The following is a 15,008-nucleotide window of genomic DNA, read 5'->3' on the forward strand; positions in this document are numbered from 1 at the left end:
TCCGTACCCGCGCCTACCACTGCGCCGTTCCGCCGTCGACACTGATCAGTGCGCCGGTGATTCCTGCCCCGGCCTCGCTCGCGAGCAGCGAGGCGACCGCCGCGATCTGCTCCACCGTGGTGATCTTCTTGGTGGCGGCGTGCTCGGCGAAGCGGCTCAGCCACTCCTCGTAGCTGATGCCTTCGGCCTCGGCAGCGGCCGGCCCCGCGGCGCGCATCAGGTCGGTGTCGACGGCGCCGGGGCAGATGGCGTTGCAGGTGATGCCCTGGGTGCCGTACTCGAAGGCGGTCGCCTTGGTGAGGCCGTGGATCGCGTGCTTGTTGGTGATGTAGTGGCTGATCCCCGGCTTGTTGGCCTGCTTGCCCTCGACGGAGGAGATGTTGATGACGCGGCCCCAGCCGTGCTCCAGCATCTTCGGCAGCGCCCGGCGGGTGCCGTAGAAGTAGCCGTTGACGTTCAGCTTGAGGGCGTCGTGCCACGCCTCGTCGCTGAGCTGGTGGATGGGGGCGAAGCCGGAGCTGCCGCCGACGTTGTTGACCCAGATGTCGAGCCGGCCGAAGCGTTCGGCGGCGAAGTCGGCGAGGCCCTCGATGTCCTCCTGGCTGTTGGCGTCGCAGGGGTGGAAGACGGCCCGGTCCCCGGCGCCCATCTCCTCCAGGGCCTGCTTGCCCTTGATCTCGGATCGGCCGCTGATGACGACCGTGGCGCCGTCGGCCACGAAGGCCTCGGCGATGGCGCGGCCGATGCTGCGCGTGCTGCCCGTGATCACTGCGACACGTCCGTCGAGGCTGCCCGTAGCCACCATGCTGTTCTCCCGCGAGTGTTGTTGGTTCGTCACCTGGTGGCTCTGGCGGCGTGGGCGCCGTCTTCCAGGTGTTGGTGGATGGTGCGGTGCAAGTGCTGGAGTCCGGGCTCGTTGCGTCCGAAGACGAAATCGGTCCCGTCGAGGGCCTTGAGGCCCTGCTGGACTCCGTAGGTGGTCGCGTAGTCCTCGTCGCGGACCACCTCGTGGAACCACTCGCCGAATTGGTCGGCGGCCTGGCGCTCCTCCTCGGTGACCGCCGGTTCCCGCAGCAGGATGATCTGCTGGGTCACCGACTCGGTGGCCGTCCGGGGGAGCACCAGGGAGACGGCGATCTTCTGGCGCCAGCCGCCGGCGATCGCGAGGCCCGGGAAGAGCCAGTAGATGGGCCCGACGCAGTCGCCCGGATCGCGCTGGTCCGGGGGCAGTTCGACCGCCTGCGCGATGGGGCGCAGGGCCGGTGCGATGCGCTGGTGGGGGCCCCAGGTGTCGTGGGCCATCATGTTGGAGAGGTTCGTCTCGAACACCGTCTTCGGGTGCAGCGAGGCGAAGTGGTACGTCTCCAGATATCCGTCGAGGGTGACCTTCCAGTTGGGACTGGTCAGCTCGCTGGTGGCGTAGTGGTGGCACTCCGCCAGCCGCATACCCTCGAGGAGCGGCTGCAGATCGCCCAGCCAGGCGTCCAGGTCGGGCTCGGCCGCCGGGTCCAGCGAGACGAAGACGATCCCCGCCCGCTCCCCGGCCGGAAGCCTGACCAGGCTGCGCCCCTCGCGTGGAACGTCGCCGAAGGTCTTCTCGGCGTAGACCCCCCGCAGTTCGCCGGCCAGGTCGTACGACCACGAGTGGTACGGGCAGGTGAGCCGCCTCGACACCCCGCAGCCGGGCTCGAGGAGCTTGGCCCCCCGGTGCCGGCAGGCGTTGATCATCGCGTGCACGGCGCCCTGGCGGTCCCGGGTGATCAGCACGGGGATGCCGAGCACGTCGATCGCCTTGTAGGTGTTCGGACCGGGCAGCTCGCAGGACATGGCGAGCGGCAGCGGGACGCTCCGGTGGACGGCGTCCGTCTCGCGTTGCCAGCGGTCGGCGTCGAGGTAGTTGGCGACGGGTTCCGTCCACTGGCCGTCCGCCTCGTGCGTCGTGTTGGCGCGATAGTGCGCCATCACGCGCTCGACGAGTTCGGCGGCCTCCCGCCGCATCGTCAGGGATGCGGCGTCGGTGGACCGGTCCTGGCTGATCCACGAGGAGTATGCGGGGGCCGAGGGCGGGTTGCGGTCGGCGTCTGTCTCCCGGATCTCCGGCGAACTGGTCTGGACCACGATGTCCTCACAATCCTCCCAGCCGCGAGCCGAGACCGGCTTCGGAATGCGACAGCTGGGCTGTGTCCGGAACTGCAACAGGACTTAGTGTGGTCTGTCAATAGAAAGTGGCGAAGTTGCGGCTCGGTCTCCCGTAGGGGTGGGTGCGATGGTCATGGTCCGACCGTTCGAGGTGGGCCTGGTGGTGCGGGACTTGGGGTCGATGGAGCGCTTCTACCGCGACGTGATCGGTTGTCGCCCCGTGCGCCGCTCGCGCGTACCGGTGGCCGTCGGCGGCCCGGCCGGACTGGGCGGCGAGCTGGACGTCGTCTGGCTGCAGGTGCCCTCCGGGGGGTGCGTCAAGCTGATTCTTCCCTCGTCGCCCGCGGTGCCGGCCCTCGTGGCGCATCCGCTGGCCGGACGTGCGGGGCTGTCGTATCTCACCTTCCGTGTCGACGACGTGGACCCCGTGGTGGCCGCGCTGAGGGCTGCGGGCGCCAAGCCCCTGTCGGACCCGGTCGTCGTCCGCGCGCACGGTCGGCGGATCACCTTCTGGACGGATCCGGAGGGCAATGCGGTGGAGCTGGTGGACGACCGGGGCGACGAGTCGGGTCCGGGGCGTAGTAATTAGAGAACCTCTTCAGTAAGGTGCGTGGCGCTGGTTACTGTAGAGCGATACTAGAAAGTCCACTTCCGTGGCACACCTCCCTCGGGCGAAGGGGCGGACGATGGCTCAGAAGAAGTCGGCCGATGCGGCCACACACCAGGTATCCGCGCAGGTCATCAGGGATCTGCACGAGCGCATGGTGCGCATCCGGCTGTTCGAGACCGAGGCGGGCAAACTCATGGAGGCCGGCAAGCTGCCCGGCTTCCTGCACCTGTATGTAGGCCAGGAAGCCGTGGCCGCCGGCGTGATGGCGGCCCTGCGCGACGACGACCAGATCACCTCCACCCACCGGGGCCACGGGCACGCCGTGGCCAAGGGCGTCGGCCTCCGCGAGATGTACGCCGAGCTGTACGGGCGCGTCACCGGCGCCTGCCTCGGCCGCGGCGGCAGCATGCACATCAACGACCTCACCCGCGGCATGCTCGGCGCCAACGGCATCGTCGGGGCGGGCGTACCGATCGCCGTGGGTGCTGCCTTCGCCGCCCGGTACAAGGGCGAGGACAGCGTCGCCGTGACCTTCTTCGGCGACGGCGCCACCAACATCGGCGCCTTCCACGAGGGCGCCAACATGGCCGCGATCCTCGGCCTGCCCGTCGTCTTCGTGTGCGAGAACAACGGCTACGCCGAATTCACGCCACAGTCGAAGCACATGTTGATCAACGACGTGGCCGAGCGGGCCGCCGCCTACGGCATGCCCAGCGTGATCGTCGACGGCATGGACGCGCTCGCCGTCCATCGCGCCGCCGCCGACGCCGTCGAACGGGCCCGGGCCGGCGAGGGCCCGCTGATGATCGAGGCCAAGACCTACCGCTACTTCGACCATCAGGGCGTCAAGGGCCTCCGGCACCCGTACCGCTCGGACGAGGAGGTCGCCGAGTGGAAGGCCCGCGACCCCATCGACCTGCTGGAGACCCGGGCCGTCGCCGACGGCGCCGCGACCCGCGCGGAGCTGGACGACGTATGGCAGCGCACCCGCGACGAGATCGCCGAGGCCATCGCGTACGCCGAGACCAGCCCACTGCCCGACCCCGCCGACCTGCTGCTCAACGTCTACTCGGGATGACCGCCATGACCACCACCACCGAAGCACCGGCCGTCGCCCCGAACGCCGCGGCCCGCAAACTGACCTACGTCAAGGCCTTCAACGAGGGACTCGCCCAGGCCATGCGCGAGGACGAGAACGTCTTCGTCGCCGGCGAGGACGTGGCCGGATACGGCGGCGTCTTCCGCATGTTCGACAACCTGCTCGACGAGTTCGGCCCCCGCCGCATGATCGACACCCCGATCTCCGAAGCCGCCCTCGTCGGCCTCGGTGTGGGCGCCGCCGCCCGGGGCCTGCGCCCCGTCGTCGACCTCATGTTCATGGACTTCATCGGCGTCTGCCTCGACCAGATCGTCAACCAGGCAGCCAAGATGAAGTACATGTTCGGCGGCGCGCTGTCCGTGCCGCTCACCATCACCACCGCCTCCGGAGCCGGCCTCGGCGCCGCGGCCCAACACAGCCAGAGCCTGGAGGCCTGGCTGGCCCACGTGCCCGGCCTCAAGGTCGTCATGCCGTGCGACGCGTACACCGCCAAGGGCCTCACGGTCTCGGCCATCCGGGACGACAACCCGGTCGTCGTCATGCTCAACAAGGTCCTGCTCGGCAGCACCAGCGAGGTGCCCGAGGAGATCTACGGCATCCCGCTGGGTCAGGCGCACCTCGCGCGCCAGGGCAGCGATGTCACCGTGATCGCCCTGGGCCGCATGGTGGGGGAGGCCCTCGCGGCGGCGGACGAACTCGCGGCCGAGGGCGTCGAGATCGAGGTGATCGACCCGCGCACCGTGCAGCCCCTGGACACCGAGACGATGTTCGCCTCCGTCCGCCGCACCAACCGGGTGCTCGTGGTGCACGAGGCCGTCACCTTCGGCGGGCTCGGCGCGGAGATCGCCGCCCAGATCCAGGACGCAGCCTTCGACCACCTGGACGCGCCGGTGCTGCGCATCGGCGCCCCCTTTTCGCCCGTCCCCTTCTCCCCGGTCCTGGAGAAGGCATACGTCCCCGATCGCACCCGGATCGCCCAGGGCTGCCGGCGTCTCCTCGAAAGGTCGTGACCGACGTGGCGGTCGAGGTTCTGCTGCCGAAGATCGGCCTGACCATGCAGGAAGGCACGATCGACGAATGGCTCGTGCCCACCGGCGCCGCCGTCGCGGAGGGCGACGCCCTGCTGCGGCTGGCCACCGACAAGGTCGACGTGGACGTCGAGGCGGAGGCCGGGGGACTGTTCCACCCGGTGGTCGCGGCCGGGGCCACCGTCCCGGCCGGGGCCCTCATCGGCTGGCTGCTGGCCGAGGGCGAACAGCCACCGGACCCGGCGGGCACGCCCACGCCGGTCGGGTCGGGGACCACTGCGCCCGCTCCCGACGCCGGCGCGGCGCCCTCCGTGAACGGCACAGGTGAGAAGGGCATCGGTGACCGGCTTCTGTCCTCACCGAACGCCCGGAGGGTCGCCGCGGCTGCCGATGTCGACCTCACCGCCGTACGGGGCACCGGTCCCGGCGGACGGATCGTCTCCGAGGACGTGGAGGATTTCCTCGCGGCCGTGCCCGGCGACCTCGTCACCCTCGTCCCGTCGGGCGACACCCCCGCCTCACCGCTGGTCCGCAAGCTGGCGAAGGAGCGGGGCATCGATCTCTCCGAGGTGAACGGCACCGGGCCCGGCGGCCGGATCCGCAGGGCGGATCTGGATGGCGTCACTCCGGTACCCGAAGCCACTCCCGCTCGTCCCAGCAAGGTCGTCCCACTCACCGGGATGCGCGGCACCATCGCCCGCAGGATGCACGCCAGCCTCCAGGAGATGGCGCAGCTGACGCACGGCTACGAGGTGCGGATGGACGCCGTGGTGTCCCTGCGGGACCGGCTCAAGGAGGAGTGGGCCGACAGCGATCTGCCGGTCCCCAGCATCAACGACTTCCTGCTGAAGGCCGCGGCCCTGGCCCTGCGCGAGCACCCGCTGCTCAACGCGACGGTGCGGGAGGACGCCATCCATCTGCTCGACGAGGTCCACCTGGGCTTCGCGGTGGCCGTTCCGGGCGGCCTGATGGTCCCCGTGATCGAGGACGCCGTGGCGCTGCCACTGCCCGAGGTCGCCCGCAGGTCGAGGTCACTGGCCCAGGCTGCACGCGAAGGGCGGATCTCGCCCGCGCAGCTGGAAGGGGCCACCTTCACGGTCACCTCGCTCGGCGGATACGGCGTCGACTTCTTCACCCCCGTGATCAACCCCGGCAATGTCGCCATCCTCGGCGTGGGCCGGCTCAGGGACGGCGTCGAGTGGGTGGACGACCGGCCACTGCGCACGCGGGTGCTCACCCTCAGCCTCACCTTCGACCACCGTGCCGTCGACGGGGCACCCGCCGCCGAATATCTGCGCACCGTAGGTGAGTTGCTGGGCAAGCCCCTCCGCCTGCTGGTGTGATCCGAGGCCTACGTGGCCGGGTCGGCGATCCGCTCCGCGAGGTTGCCGACCTCGCGGACGAAGGAGCGGTGCCCCAGAGACCGGTAGACGTCGTCACCCCGGACCTGCGAGATCGCCGCGGTCTCCAGCAGCGCCAGCAGGCCCAGGCCGATCACCGCCGCCTCGGCGTCGGAGACCGGCCCGCGGGCCTTGCGGACCAGCCGCACCAGTTCGTCCAGCAGTTCGGTACGGCTCTCCTGGCGCAGCGCCTCCGCATCCTGGCTCATGCCGGCCGACGACACGAAGAAGACGGTGGCGGCGGACCGGTGTTCGCCCAGCCAGGCCAGCAGCGAGGTGATCGCCGCGCCGATGTCCGAGCCGGGTTCGTGGGCCTGAGTGAGTGCCTGCAACTGCTCGCGCAGCGCGGCGGCGAACACCCGCATCCCCGCCGCCAGGACCTGGTCCTTGGAGGAGAAGTGGTAGTACACCGCTGCCGAGGTCATCTCCGCACGAGCGGCGATGTCGGCCACCGTCACCTCGTCCGGCGGCTGGGTGGCGAACAGCTCCGTGGCTGCGTCGATCACCCACTGCTTGCGTGACGGACGATGAGCGGCGCGGGTTCCGGATGTCGTCATGGTGTCAAGTATGCCGGGAGCCCGGTGCTCCGGAGGTGCTTGTGTAGCAGGAATTATGCTGTCAGGCGGGAGTAGTAACTGGATACAATGGTCAGTACGCAGGGCCCACGGACGCGGGTTCACGGCAGTCGGCAGGGAGCATGATGGCCACCACGAAGAACGGCAAGCAGCCCGCCCACCGGCCCTCGCGGCGGCAGCACATCATCTCCGCCGCCGTGCGGGTGTTCGGCCGCAACGGATTCGCGGAGACCAGCATCCAGGACATCGCGGACGAGGCACAGGTGGTGCCCACCGCCGTCTACTACCACTTCGACGGCAAAGAGGAGTTGCTCGAACTCGCGATGCGACGGGTCTTCGACCAGCTGAACGCGGTCGTGGAGGCGGCGCGTCCGGAGTCCGAGCCGGGTGATGCGGAGGGCCTGGTCCGCGTCATCGACGCGGTGTGGGACTGGGTGGAGCAGAACCCGGACGAGGCCCGTCTGTACCAGGTCCAGGTCGCCTCCGCCAACGGCAGCGTCAAGGTGCTGCGGGACGAGTTCGAGCAGCGGCACATCCAGCGTGGCTACGACTATCTGCCCGAGGGCACGACTCGCAGCCCCCGGGCGGCGAAGGCCCGGCACGCGGGGCAGGCCCTCGCGGTCCGCACACTGATCAGCACGACCATGCTCGTCACGGCGCTGCGGGCGGAGGGCGGACCGCTGTCCCAGTTGCCCTCCCGGTCCGTGCTGGAGGCGGTCAGGGCGCTGGCGCTGCGCATCGTCGGCGCCGAGGAGAGGCCGGCCCCATCCCGGACCTGAGGCGGTTCACCAGGGCAGCGGCCTGCGGTCGGCGAACAGCCCGCCCGTCGTCTCGTCGCCTTCGGGAAGGGTCGCCGGCCAGACCGGGGTGTCCGCCCCTTCCGCCGGACCGCGCGGAGCGGACGGCCCGCCCATGCCGCTGCGGGTCCAGCCGGGGTCGGCGGCGTTGACCAGCACGCCCGTGCCGGACAGCTCGGCGGCGAGCATACGGGTCAGGGCGTTGAACGCCGTCTTGGAGATCCGGTAGGCGGGGGGCCGACCGGAGTCCATCAGCGCCGGCGAACCGTAGGAGCTGGTGACGTTCACGACCCGCCCGTAGCCGGCTTCCACCATGCCCGGGACGACGGCCTCGGCCACCCGCCAGGCGCCGGTGAGGTTCGTGTCCAGGGTCGCCCGCAGAATCGCTCTTCGCGGACGTCACGTCCAGAACCAGCGGCAGCGCCGCCGGGCCGATGACGCGGCACGCCACCTCGGCGGCCTCCCGCCTCTCACACCGTCAGAACCGAGCACGCGCTGATCCCGGGCGCCCCGTACACATGGGTGAAGCCCACCCGGGGAGCGCCCGGCACCTGCACACCGGGCGCCCGGCCCTGCAACTGCCGTACGACTTCGTGGAACTGCCGCAGACCCGAGGCGCCGACGGGCTCTCCGCCGGCCAGACATCCGCCGTCGGTGTTGACCGGTATCCGGCCCGTCGGATCGGTCTCCTCGGCGGACAGCAGCTCCTCCTGCTCGCCGTGACCGCACAGCCCTGTCTCCGCCAGGTGGATCAGCTCCGAGCCGCTGTCGGTGTCCTGCAACTGGGCGACCTGCACGTCCGCGGGCCGCACCCCTGCCGCGCGGAAGGCCGCCTCCGCGGCGTCGACGCTGGGGCTGTGGTGCGGTCCCGGAGGCAGCCAGGGCGAGAACACCTCGAACGAACCGAACCGCCGCGTCCGGAAGGCCAACGACGCCAGCCTGACCGGTTGTTCACACAGGTCGAAGGCGCGGTCGCCGCGCGCCAGCACCAGCGCCGCCGCCCCCTGTCCGGGCGAACAGAACATGTACTGGGTGAGCGGGGGACTGACCTCGGCGGAGTCGAGGACCTCCTGCTCCGTCAGCGGCTTGCGCCGCCAGGCCAGAGGGTGGTGCGAGCCGTTGCGGAAGGCCCGCGCGGCGATCATCGCCAGCGCCCGCTCCGAGATCCCGTGCTCGCACAGGTACCTCTGGGTCTTGAGGGCGAAGAACTGGGTCGTGAGCATCATGCCGGTCTCGGCGTACCAGTCGCCCAGACCGTAGCGGGCCGCGGAGACGTGGAACGCGCCCCGCTCGTGCTTGTCGAACCCGACCGCCAGGCCGAGGGAGGCCTCGCCCGCGCGCAGCGCGTTGGCCACCGCGAGCACGGTGGAGGCACCGGTCGCGCAGCCGTTCTGCACATTGACGAAGGGCACGCCGGTCAGGCCCAGGCGGCCCACCAGCGTGTCGGGCTTGCCGGACACGTCGGAACCGCCGGCCGCGTAGCCGATGTCCTCCCAGGCGACACCGGCGTCGGCCAGCGCCTCGCGTATCGCACGCTCGGCCATGTCCATGCCGGTGACGCTCTCGTCGCGGCCGAAGGGATGCATCCCGCACCCGACCACGTACACCTCGTCGGTCCGGCTCATCGCTCCCCGTCCAGGTCCGGACGGAACGCGAAGGTCACAACCTCGGTCCCGTCCTCGTCCAGGTACGCGGGCACCGTGGTGAGCCGGACCGGCAGACCGATTTGTATTTCCGCGCGGGGAACCGCCAGCAGCGCCTCGACCAGCACCTCACCGAGGTCCACGTAGCCCACGTGGTACGGCCGGTGGCCCCCGGACGGCGGGCGGTACGGCGGCTTCGGCGCAAAGGCCTGGAGCGTCCACGACCACACGCGCCCGCTCACGGGCAGCACATGCGCGGACATGGCGCCGTCCGAACACTTGGGGCACGAGTCCTGCCGGGGGAAGACCACGGTCGTGCACGCGGAGCAGCGCGCGCCCGCGAGACGCGGTGGATCCCCGTCGTCGAACAACACCTCGTCGATGAGTCTGGTGGTCATGCCGTTCCGCCTTCCACGTCACCAGCCCAGCAGCCCGGCCAGCCGTTCCCGATGGTGTGCGGCGCCGCCCAGCAGGACGGCCTCGGACTGGGCGCGCCGGAAGTACAGGTGTGCGTCGTGCTCCCAGGTGAAGCCCATGCCGCCGTGCAGCTGCACGCACTCGGCGGCGACGGACACGAACGCCTCGCCGCACCACGCCTGTGCCACCGCCGCCGCCTCGGCCAGCGCCTCGGGAGAGTCGGCCGCCCGCACCGCGCGCACCACGGCCGACCGCGCGGCCTCGACCTGGAGCAGCATGTCGGCACAGGTGTGCTTGACCGCCTGGAAGCCGCCGATCGCCCTGCCGAACTGGGTACGGTCGCGCACATGGGCCACCGTCATGTCCAACGCGGCCTGCGCCCCGCCCAGTTGCTCGGCGGCCAGAGCCACCAGGGACACGTCCAGGGCGCGGGAGACGACGTCCGCCCCCTCACCGCCGGCGGTCAGCGCCCGGGCCCGGGCACCGGAGAAGGTGACCACCGCCTGGCCCCGGCTGAGGTCCAGGGTCGGCACCCGGCGCACCGTGATCCCCGGCTCGCGCGGGTCGGCGAGGAAGAGGTCCACGCCGTCGGCCCCGGATGCGGCCACCACCAGTGTTTCGGCGTCGGCGCCGTCGAGGACGAACGGCGCGGCGCCGTCGAGCAGCGGCACGCTGCCCTGCCAGGAGACGGCCACCGGCACGGCGTCGGACCGCCACGCTCCGTCGGGGGCCGCCACCGCCAGGGCGTGCACCGTGCCCTCGGCCAATTCGGCCAGTGCCCTGTCGGCGGTGCCGCAGCCGGCCAGCACCTGGCCGGCCAGCACGGTGGAGGACAGCAGTGGTACCGGCGCCAGCGTCCTGCCCAACTCCTCGCAGACCACGGCGATCTCGGCGAGGCCGCCGATGCCTCCGGCGGACTCGGGCAGGCCGAGGGCCGCGAGGCCGACTTGCCGGCCGAGGGTGTCCCACAACGCGGCGTCGACGCCGGGGGAGTGCTCGGACATGCGGCGTACCGCGGCGGTCCCGCCGGCGTCCGCGCACACCGACCGAACGGTCTCGCGCAGGTCGTCCAGTTCGGTCTCCGACAGGGCGGCGCCGTCCGTCACGGTGCTCGTCATCGTGTGCTCCCGCTCTCGTCGCACCGCTCCCGCAGGGCACTGTGCGCGGCCGCCATCCGGGCCACCGGCACGCGGTGCGCGGAACAGGAGACATAGTCGAGGCCGAGGTCGTCGCAGAACGCGATCGACTCCGGGTCCCCGCCGTGCTCACCGCACACGCCCAGCTTGATGCCGGGCCGTACGCTCCGCGCCCGCTCTGCCGCCAGGCCGATCAGCGCGCCCACCCCGTGCGGGTCGAGCCGGGCGAACGGGCTGGCGGTCAGGAACCCGCGCTCCTGGTAGTTGGCGAGCACCTGGCGCTCGACGTCGTCCCGGGAGAATCCGTAGGTGAGCTGAGTGAGGTCGTTGGTGCCGAAGGAGAAGAACTCGGCGTGCTCGGCGAGTTCGCCCGCCAGCAGCGCGGCCCGCGGGGTCTCGATCATCGTGCCGAGCCGGTACGGGACCTCCACTCCGGTCCGGGCGGCGACCGCATCGGCGGCACCGCGCACGTACGCGGCCGCGGCGGCCAGTTCCTCCGGCAGGCTGACGAGCGGGATCATCACCTCCAGCTCCGGGCGGACTCCGGTCGCGGCGACATCGGCCCAGGCGGTGAAGAGCGCCTCGGCCTGCGCCGGGTAGAGCCGCTCGTGCAGCAGCGCCAGCCGCACCCCGCGCAGCCCGAGCATCGGGTTCGCCTCGCGAAGCGCGGCGGCCCGCTGCTCCTCGGCCACGTCCAGCGCCTGCCCGGGGGCGGGCAGGAACTCGTGCAGCGGGGCGTCCAGCAGGCGCACGGTCACCGGGCGGTTTCCGACCGCCGCCAGCAGAGCCCTGAAGTCCTCGTGCTGGGCGTGCTCCAGCGCCGGCAGCGCCTCGTCGCGGGCCGTCGGGTCGGCGGCCAGGATCACCCGCCGGATCAGCGGCAGGCGCTCGCCGAGGAACTGATGCTCCGTACGGCACAGCCCGACACCCTCCGCGCCCAGGGCGACGGCGGTGCTCACCTCCGCGGCCGTGTCGGCGTTGACCCGCACACCCAGCCGGCGCATGCCGTCCGCCCACTCCAGCAGAGTGGACAGTTCGGGCGGCGGTCCGGCGACACTGACGCTCAGCGTCCCCGCGTAGACGGCGCCGGTGCGGCCGTCCAGAGAGACGGGGTCGCCCTCGCGCAGCACCCGGTCCCCGATCCGCACCGTCCCGGCGGCCCGGTCCACACGCAGCCCCTCGGCGCCGCACACCGCAGGCTTGCCGGCGCCCCGCGCCACCACGGCGGCGTGCGAGGCGATGCCGCCGCTGCCGGTCAGCACGGCGACGGAGGCCAGCATTCCGGGCACGTCCGCCGGGTTCGTCTCGGCAGCCACGAGCACGACCCGAGTGCCGTCCGCGGCCAGTTCGAGGGCACGCTCGCTGGACAGCGCGACCGCTCCGGTCGCCGCCCCCGGGGATGCGGGCAGCCCCCTCACCAGGAGCTCCTCCCCGCCGGTCAGCCGGAGTTGGGGGTGCAGCAGTTCCTGCACCTGCGCGGGGGCGATGCGCCGTACGGCCTCTTCGCGGCCGAGCGCCCCGTCCCGGGCCAGGTCCGCGGCCAGACACACCGACGCCCGAAGCGGCGGGCGCAGTTGCGCCGAGGCGGCGAGCAGGGAGATCTCGTCGTCGCGTACCTCGAAGTCGACCGACACCGGCGCGTGCAGATGACGCTCCAGGGTGAGCAGGGAGTGCTCCAGCAGGGCGGTTCCCCCCGCGAGCCGCTCCAGCGGTTCACCGGTGTGGGGCGGCGGGGCGCTGCGGCGCACTCCACGGAAGAAGGAGCCCTGGGGAGAGAGGCGTCCGGTCCCGGGGTGGCGGCTGACCGCCGTGCCGTGGCCCGAGTGGTCCGCCGGGCCGATGCGCAGTGCCTGCACATGCAGGGCGACGGCGAGATCGTCGGGGAGGCGCTGGGCCCGGCGGGACCTTCTCGCACGCGGTGAGTCCCATCGGCCGAGGAGGGCGCGGGCGGCCAGTGCGAGCTGCTCTGCCGGGTCGTCGGGGAAGGGCTCGGAGCCGCGCTGCGCCACCAGCGACAGCAGTGCTTCGACCCGTGCCCGCGGCTCGGGCGTGTCGAGGAGGGCGTCGTCGAGCACCGGACCCGGGACGTCGAGGGCGTACTCGGCGATCATCCGCACGGTGGCGGCCCACACCTCGTGCAGCGCCTCCGCGCGACCGATGACGGCGCACAGGTCGCCCGCATTGCCGGGCGTCACGCCGAGACACGCCAGGTCGGGCGGCAGCCCGGCGATCTCGGTCGGCGCGCTCGCCGACAGGCGCAGCAGCAGCGGCCGGGTCGGGTCGCCGATCCGCCGTCCCGAGAGTTGTTCGACCAGTTCGACGGCGGATCTCGCGGTGTCGGGTTCGCACAGGGACGCGGAGGCGTCGGCGGGCACGGTGAGGCCCGGCACGACCGGCAGCCCGAGGGCCACCAGCCGGTCCATCGCCGCGCCGTGCGCGCCCAGTTCGGCGGCGTCGAGGCCCCGGATCCGACCTTGCCCGTAGGGCACCAGGCTCCGGCCGGGGGTCTCGGACGGTGTGCGGGGAGCCTCGGACTGTGCGAGCGGGCCCGCCTCGCGGTCGGTGACGCTCAACCTCGGCTCCTTGTGACCAGCTCTTCTTCGCGGGCCTCGTCCTGGGCCCGGCTGATGCCGAGAACCAGCAGCAGCTCCTGGTGCAACCGCATCCACACGGTGTGGTACGAGTCGCACAGCGGTGAGGCCAGCCACTCGAGCGCGCCCTCGTCGAAGTGGTCGAGGGCTTCCTCCAGGGCCGTGAGGTAGCGTCCGCTGCCCGCCAGCACCCGCTCCAGCCTGCGCAGCACGGGCTGGATGGCCTCGTGCACGTCTTCCAGCGACTCGCGCACCTCGGCGTCGTAGCCGCTGTCGGAGTGGTCGTTGGCGGTGCCGTCGGGGCGGCACTGCCATGCCGTGCACACGTCGCGGATCTTCCGGTTGACCGGCAGGAAGGCCTCGTACGCCGAGGTGATCCGCTCCTCCTGCTCGGAGCCCGCGGCAACCCGCAGGATCCGCGAGGCGGTGGCCTTGGCCCGCTCGGTCGGCAGCACCACCGGCCCCTTCACCATCGCCAGCCCCGCGTCGACCAGGGGGCGGTGCTCGGACTCGGGCCGGCCGCGCCACATGCCACGCAGAACGAGGTCGACGACCGCTTCGGTGAGGCTCTCGTCGGGAGCGTCCGGAAGGTCCACGGCAGCAGATTGCATCGCCACACCTTTTCCCCGGTTCAGTGGTGACCGGTTCCTCGGTTCTGTGTTGCCCGGAGGTTACGCTCCGGGCGGGGTGTTAGTGAAGAGGGATTCAAGAAACACTTTCGGGTTCCCTGGCCCCGGTCCCGCTGTCGCCCGCCTTCGAGCGGCCCCGGGCGGCGAGGAACGACACCATGCGGTCCTGTGCCTCCCCGCCGTCCGCCAGCAAGGCGATCAGCCGCGCCTCTTCGGCGAGGTGACGGCGCAGTTCTTCCCCGGCGCCGGCGCGCAGCAGACCCTTCGCGGCGCGCAGCGCGTCACCGGCGCCGGCGGCCAGACCTGCGGCGGTCCGGTGGGCCGCGTCGTCCAGTTGCCCGTCGTCCACGGACCGGGAGACCAGGCCCAACCGTTCGGCGTCGTCGCCGGTCAGGACCCGGTTGGTGAGGATCAGGTCCGCCGCCAGGCGGGGACCTGTCAGGCGCGGCAGGAACCATGAGGCCCCGCAGTCCGGCGTCAGTCCGATCGCCGTGTATGCCAGCCGGAAGCGCGCGGACCGCGCCGCCAGGACGATGTCGCCCACGAGGGCGAGACCGACCCCGCCGCCCGCCGCCGCGCCGCGCACGGCGGTCACGAGGGGCACCGGCAGGTCGTGCAGAGCCTGTATCGCGGCGTGCGCAGCGGTCGCCACGGCGTGCACATAAGCGCCGGTCTCGGCCCCGCGACCGGCGAAGGCGCGCAGGTCACCGCCCACGCAGAAGCTGCCGCCCGCCGCCCGCAGCAGGACCGCGCCGCCCGGGTCCGCCGCCACCTCGGCGGTCGTGTCCCGCAGTGCCTCCGCGGTCCTGAGGTCCAGGGCGTTGCCCCGCCCGGGATCGTCCAGTCTCACCTCGACGACACCGTCGGGGTGGCGCACGATCCGGACCGGCTCGGCGCTCGCGGGGAGGCTCATGGCTTTCTCCTGTCGTCTTCCCGTCACCGGG

General features: G+C 72.0%; 15 protein-coding genes. 5 read left to right on the forward strand and 10 right to left on the reverse strand.

Annotation, left to right across the window (positions count from 1 at the left end):
• Window positions 1–13 precede the first annotated feature (13 nt).
• Window positions 14–805, reverse strand: coding sequence for an SDR family NAD(P)-dependent oxidoreductase (locus tag AB0G20_RS09440; RefSeq protein WP_361298340.1), 792 nt, complete (start codon window positions 803–805; stop codon window positions 14–16).
• A 29-nt stretch (window positions 806–834) separates the two neighbouring features.
• Entirely contained in the window at window positions 835–2,118 is a 1,284-nt protein-coding gene (locus tag AB0G20_RS09445; RefSeq protein WP_361298343.1) for an aromatic ring-hydroxylating dioxygenase subunit alpha, read from the reverse strand.
• A 154-nt stretch (window positions 2,119–2,272) separates the two neighbouring features.
• On the opposite strand from AB0G20_RS09445, the gene AB0G20_RS09450 reads away from it, so the two are divergent.
• From AB0G20_RS09450 to AB0G20_RS09465, 4 genes are all read left to right on the forward strand, one after another.
• Window positions 2,273–2,728, forward strand: a complete 456-nt coding sequence (locus AB0G20_RS09450; RefSeq protein ID WP_361298346.1) for a VOC family protein — start codon at window positions 2,273–2,275, stop codon at window positions 2,726–2,728.
• Between the two features lie 97 nt (window positions 2,729–2,825).
• Complete coding sequence (locus tag AB0G20_RS09455) at window positions 2,826–3,827, forward strand: thiamine pyrophosphate-dependent dehydrogenase E1 component subunit alpha (protein WP_361298349.1); 1,002 nt, start codon at window positions 2,826–2,828, stop codon at window positions 3,825–3,827.
• A gap of 5 nt (window positions 3,828–3,832) precedes the next feature.
• Entirely contained in the window at window positions 3,833–4,858 is a 1,026-nt protein-coding gene (locus AB0G20_RS09460) for an alpha-ketoacid dehydrogenase subunit beta (RefSeq protein WP_361298352.1), read from the forward strand.
• A 5-nt stretch (window positions 4,859–4,863) separates the two neighbouring features.
• Window positions 4,864–6,219: a 2-oxo acid dehydrogenase subunit E2 gene (locus AB0G20_RS09465; RefSeq protein ID WP_361298355.1), complete on the forward strand. Its 1,356-nt coding sequence runs from the start codon at window positions 4,864–4,866 to the stop codon at window positions 6,217–6,219.
• Between the two features lie 8 nt (window positions 6,220–6,227).
• Here AB0G20_RS09465 and AB0G20_RS09470 read toward each other — a convergent pair whose 3' ends face one another.
• Complete coding sequence (locus AB0G20_RS09470) at window positions 6,228–6,833, reverse strand: helix-turn-helix domain-containing protein (RefSeq protein ID WP_361298358.1); 606 nt, start codon at window positions 6,831–6,833, stop codon at window positions 6,228–6,230.
• 140 nt (window positions 6,834–6,973) lie between these two features.
• Here AB0G20_RS09470 and AB0G20_RS09475 point away from each other — a divergent pair, with 140 nt between their 5' ends.
• Window positions 6,974–7,630 (forward strand): TetR/AcrR family transcriptional regulator, encoded by a 657-nt coding sequence (locus tag AB0G20_RS09475; RefSeq protein WP_361298361.1) that lies wholly within the window; start codon window positions 6,974–6,976, stop codon window positions 7,628–7,630.
• 6 nt (window positions 7,631–7,636) lie between these two features.
• On the opposite strand, the gene AB0G20_RS09480 is transcribed toward AB0G20_RS09475, so the two are convergent.
• The 7 genes from AB0G20_RS09480 to AB0G20_RS09510 form a co-directional block, all read right to left on the reverse strand.
• A complete protein-coding gene (locus tag AB0G20_RS09480; protein WP_361299362.1) occupies window positions 7,637–8,032 on the reverse strand; it encodes an SDR family NAD(P)-dependent oxidoreductase in 396 nt (131 codons plus the stop codon).
• Window positions 8,033–8,118: 86 nt separating this feature from the next.
• A complete protein-coding gene (locus AB0G20_RS09485; protein ID WP_361298364.1) occupies window positions 8,119–9,273 on the reverse strand; it encodes a thiolase family protein in 1,155 nt (384 codons plus the stop codon).
• Window positions 9,270–9,689 carry an OB-fold domain-containing protein gene (locus tag AB0G20_RS09490; RefSeq protein WP_361298367.1) on the reverse strand — a complete coding sequence of 140 codons (420 nt, stop codon included), beginning with the start codon at window positions 9,687–9,689 and terminating at the stop codon, window positions 9,270–9,272. The genes AB0G20_RS09485 and AB0G20_RS09490 overlap by 4 nt, the downstream gene beginning before the upstream one ends.
• A gap of 18 nt (window positions 9,690–9,707) precedes the next feature.
• The gene (locus AB0G20_RS09495) at window positions 9,708–10,826 is read right to left on the reverse strand and encodes an acyl-CoA dehydrogenase family protein (protein WP_361298370.1); all 1,119 of its coding nucleotides are present in this window, start codon (window positions 10,824–10,826) and stop codon (window positions 9,708–9,710) included.
• Window positions 10,823–13,417, reverse strand: coding sequence for a putative PEP-binding protein (locus AB0G20_RS09500; RefSeq protein WP_361298373.1), 2,595 nt, complete (start codon window positions 13,415–13,417; stop codon window positions 10,823–10,825). The genes AB0G20_RS09495 and AB0G20_RS09500 overlap by 4 nt, the downstream gene beginning before the upstream one ends.
• A complete protein-coding gene (locus AB0G20_RS09505; protein WP_361298376.1) occupies window positions 13,414–14,046 on the reverse strand; it encodes a hypothetical protein in 633 nt (210 codons plus the stop codon). Before AB0G20_RS09505 ends, AB0G20_RS09500 begins: the two co-directional genes overlap by 4 nt.
• Before the next feature lie 94 nt (window positions 14,047–14,140).
• Window positions 14,141–14,977 (reverse strand): enoyl-CoA hydratase/isomerase family protein, encoded by an 837-nt coding sequence (locus AB0G20_RS09510; RefSeq protein WP_361298379.1) that lies wholly within the window; start codon window positions 14,975–14,977, stop codon window positions 14,141–14,143.
• Window positions 14,978–15,008 lie beyond the last annotated feature (31 nt).

It is taken from the genome of Streptomyces sp. NPDC024017, assembly GCF_040638895.1.
Taxonomy (GTDB): Bacteria; Actinomycetota; Actinomycetes; order Streptomycetales; family Streptomycetaceae; genus Streptomyces.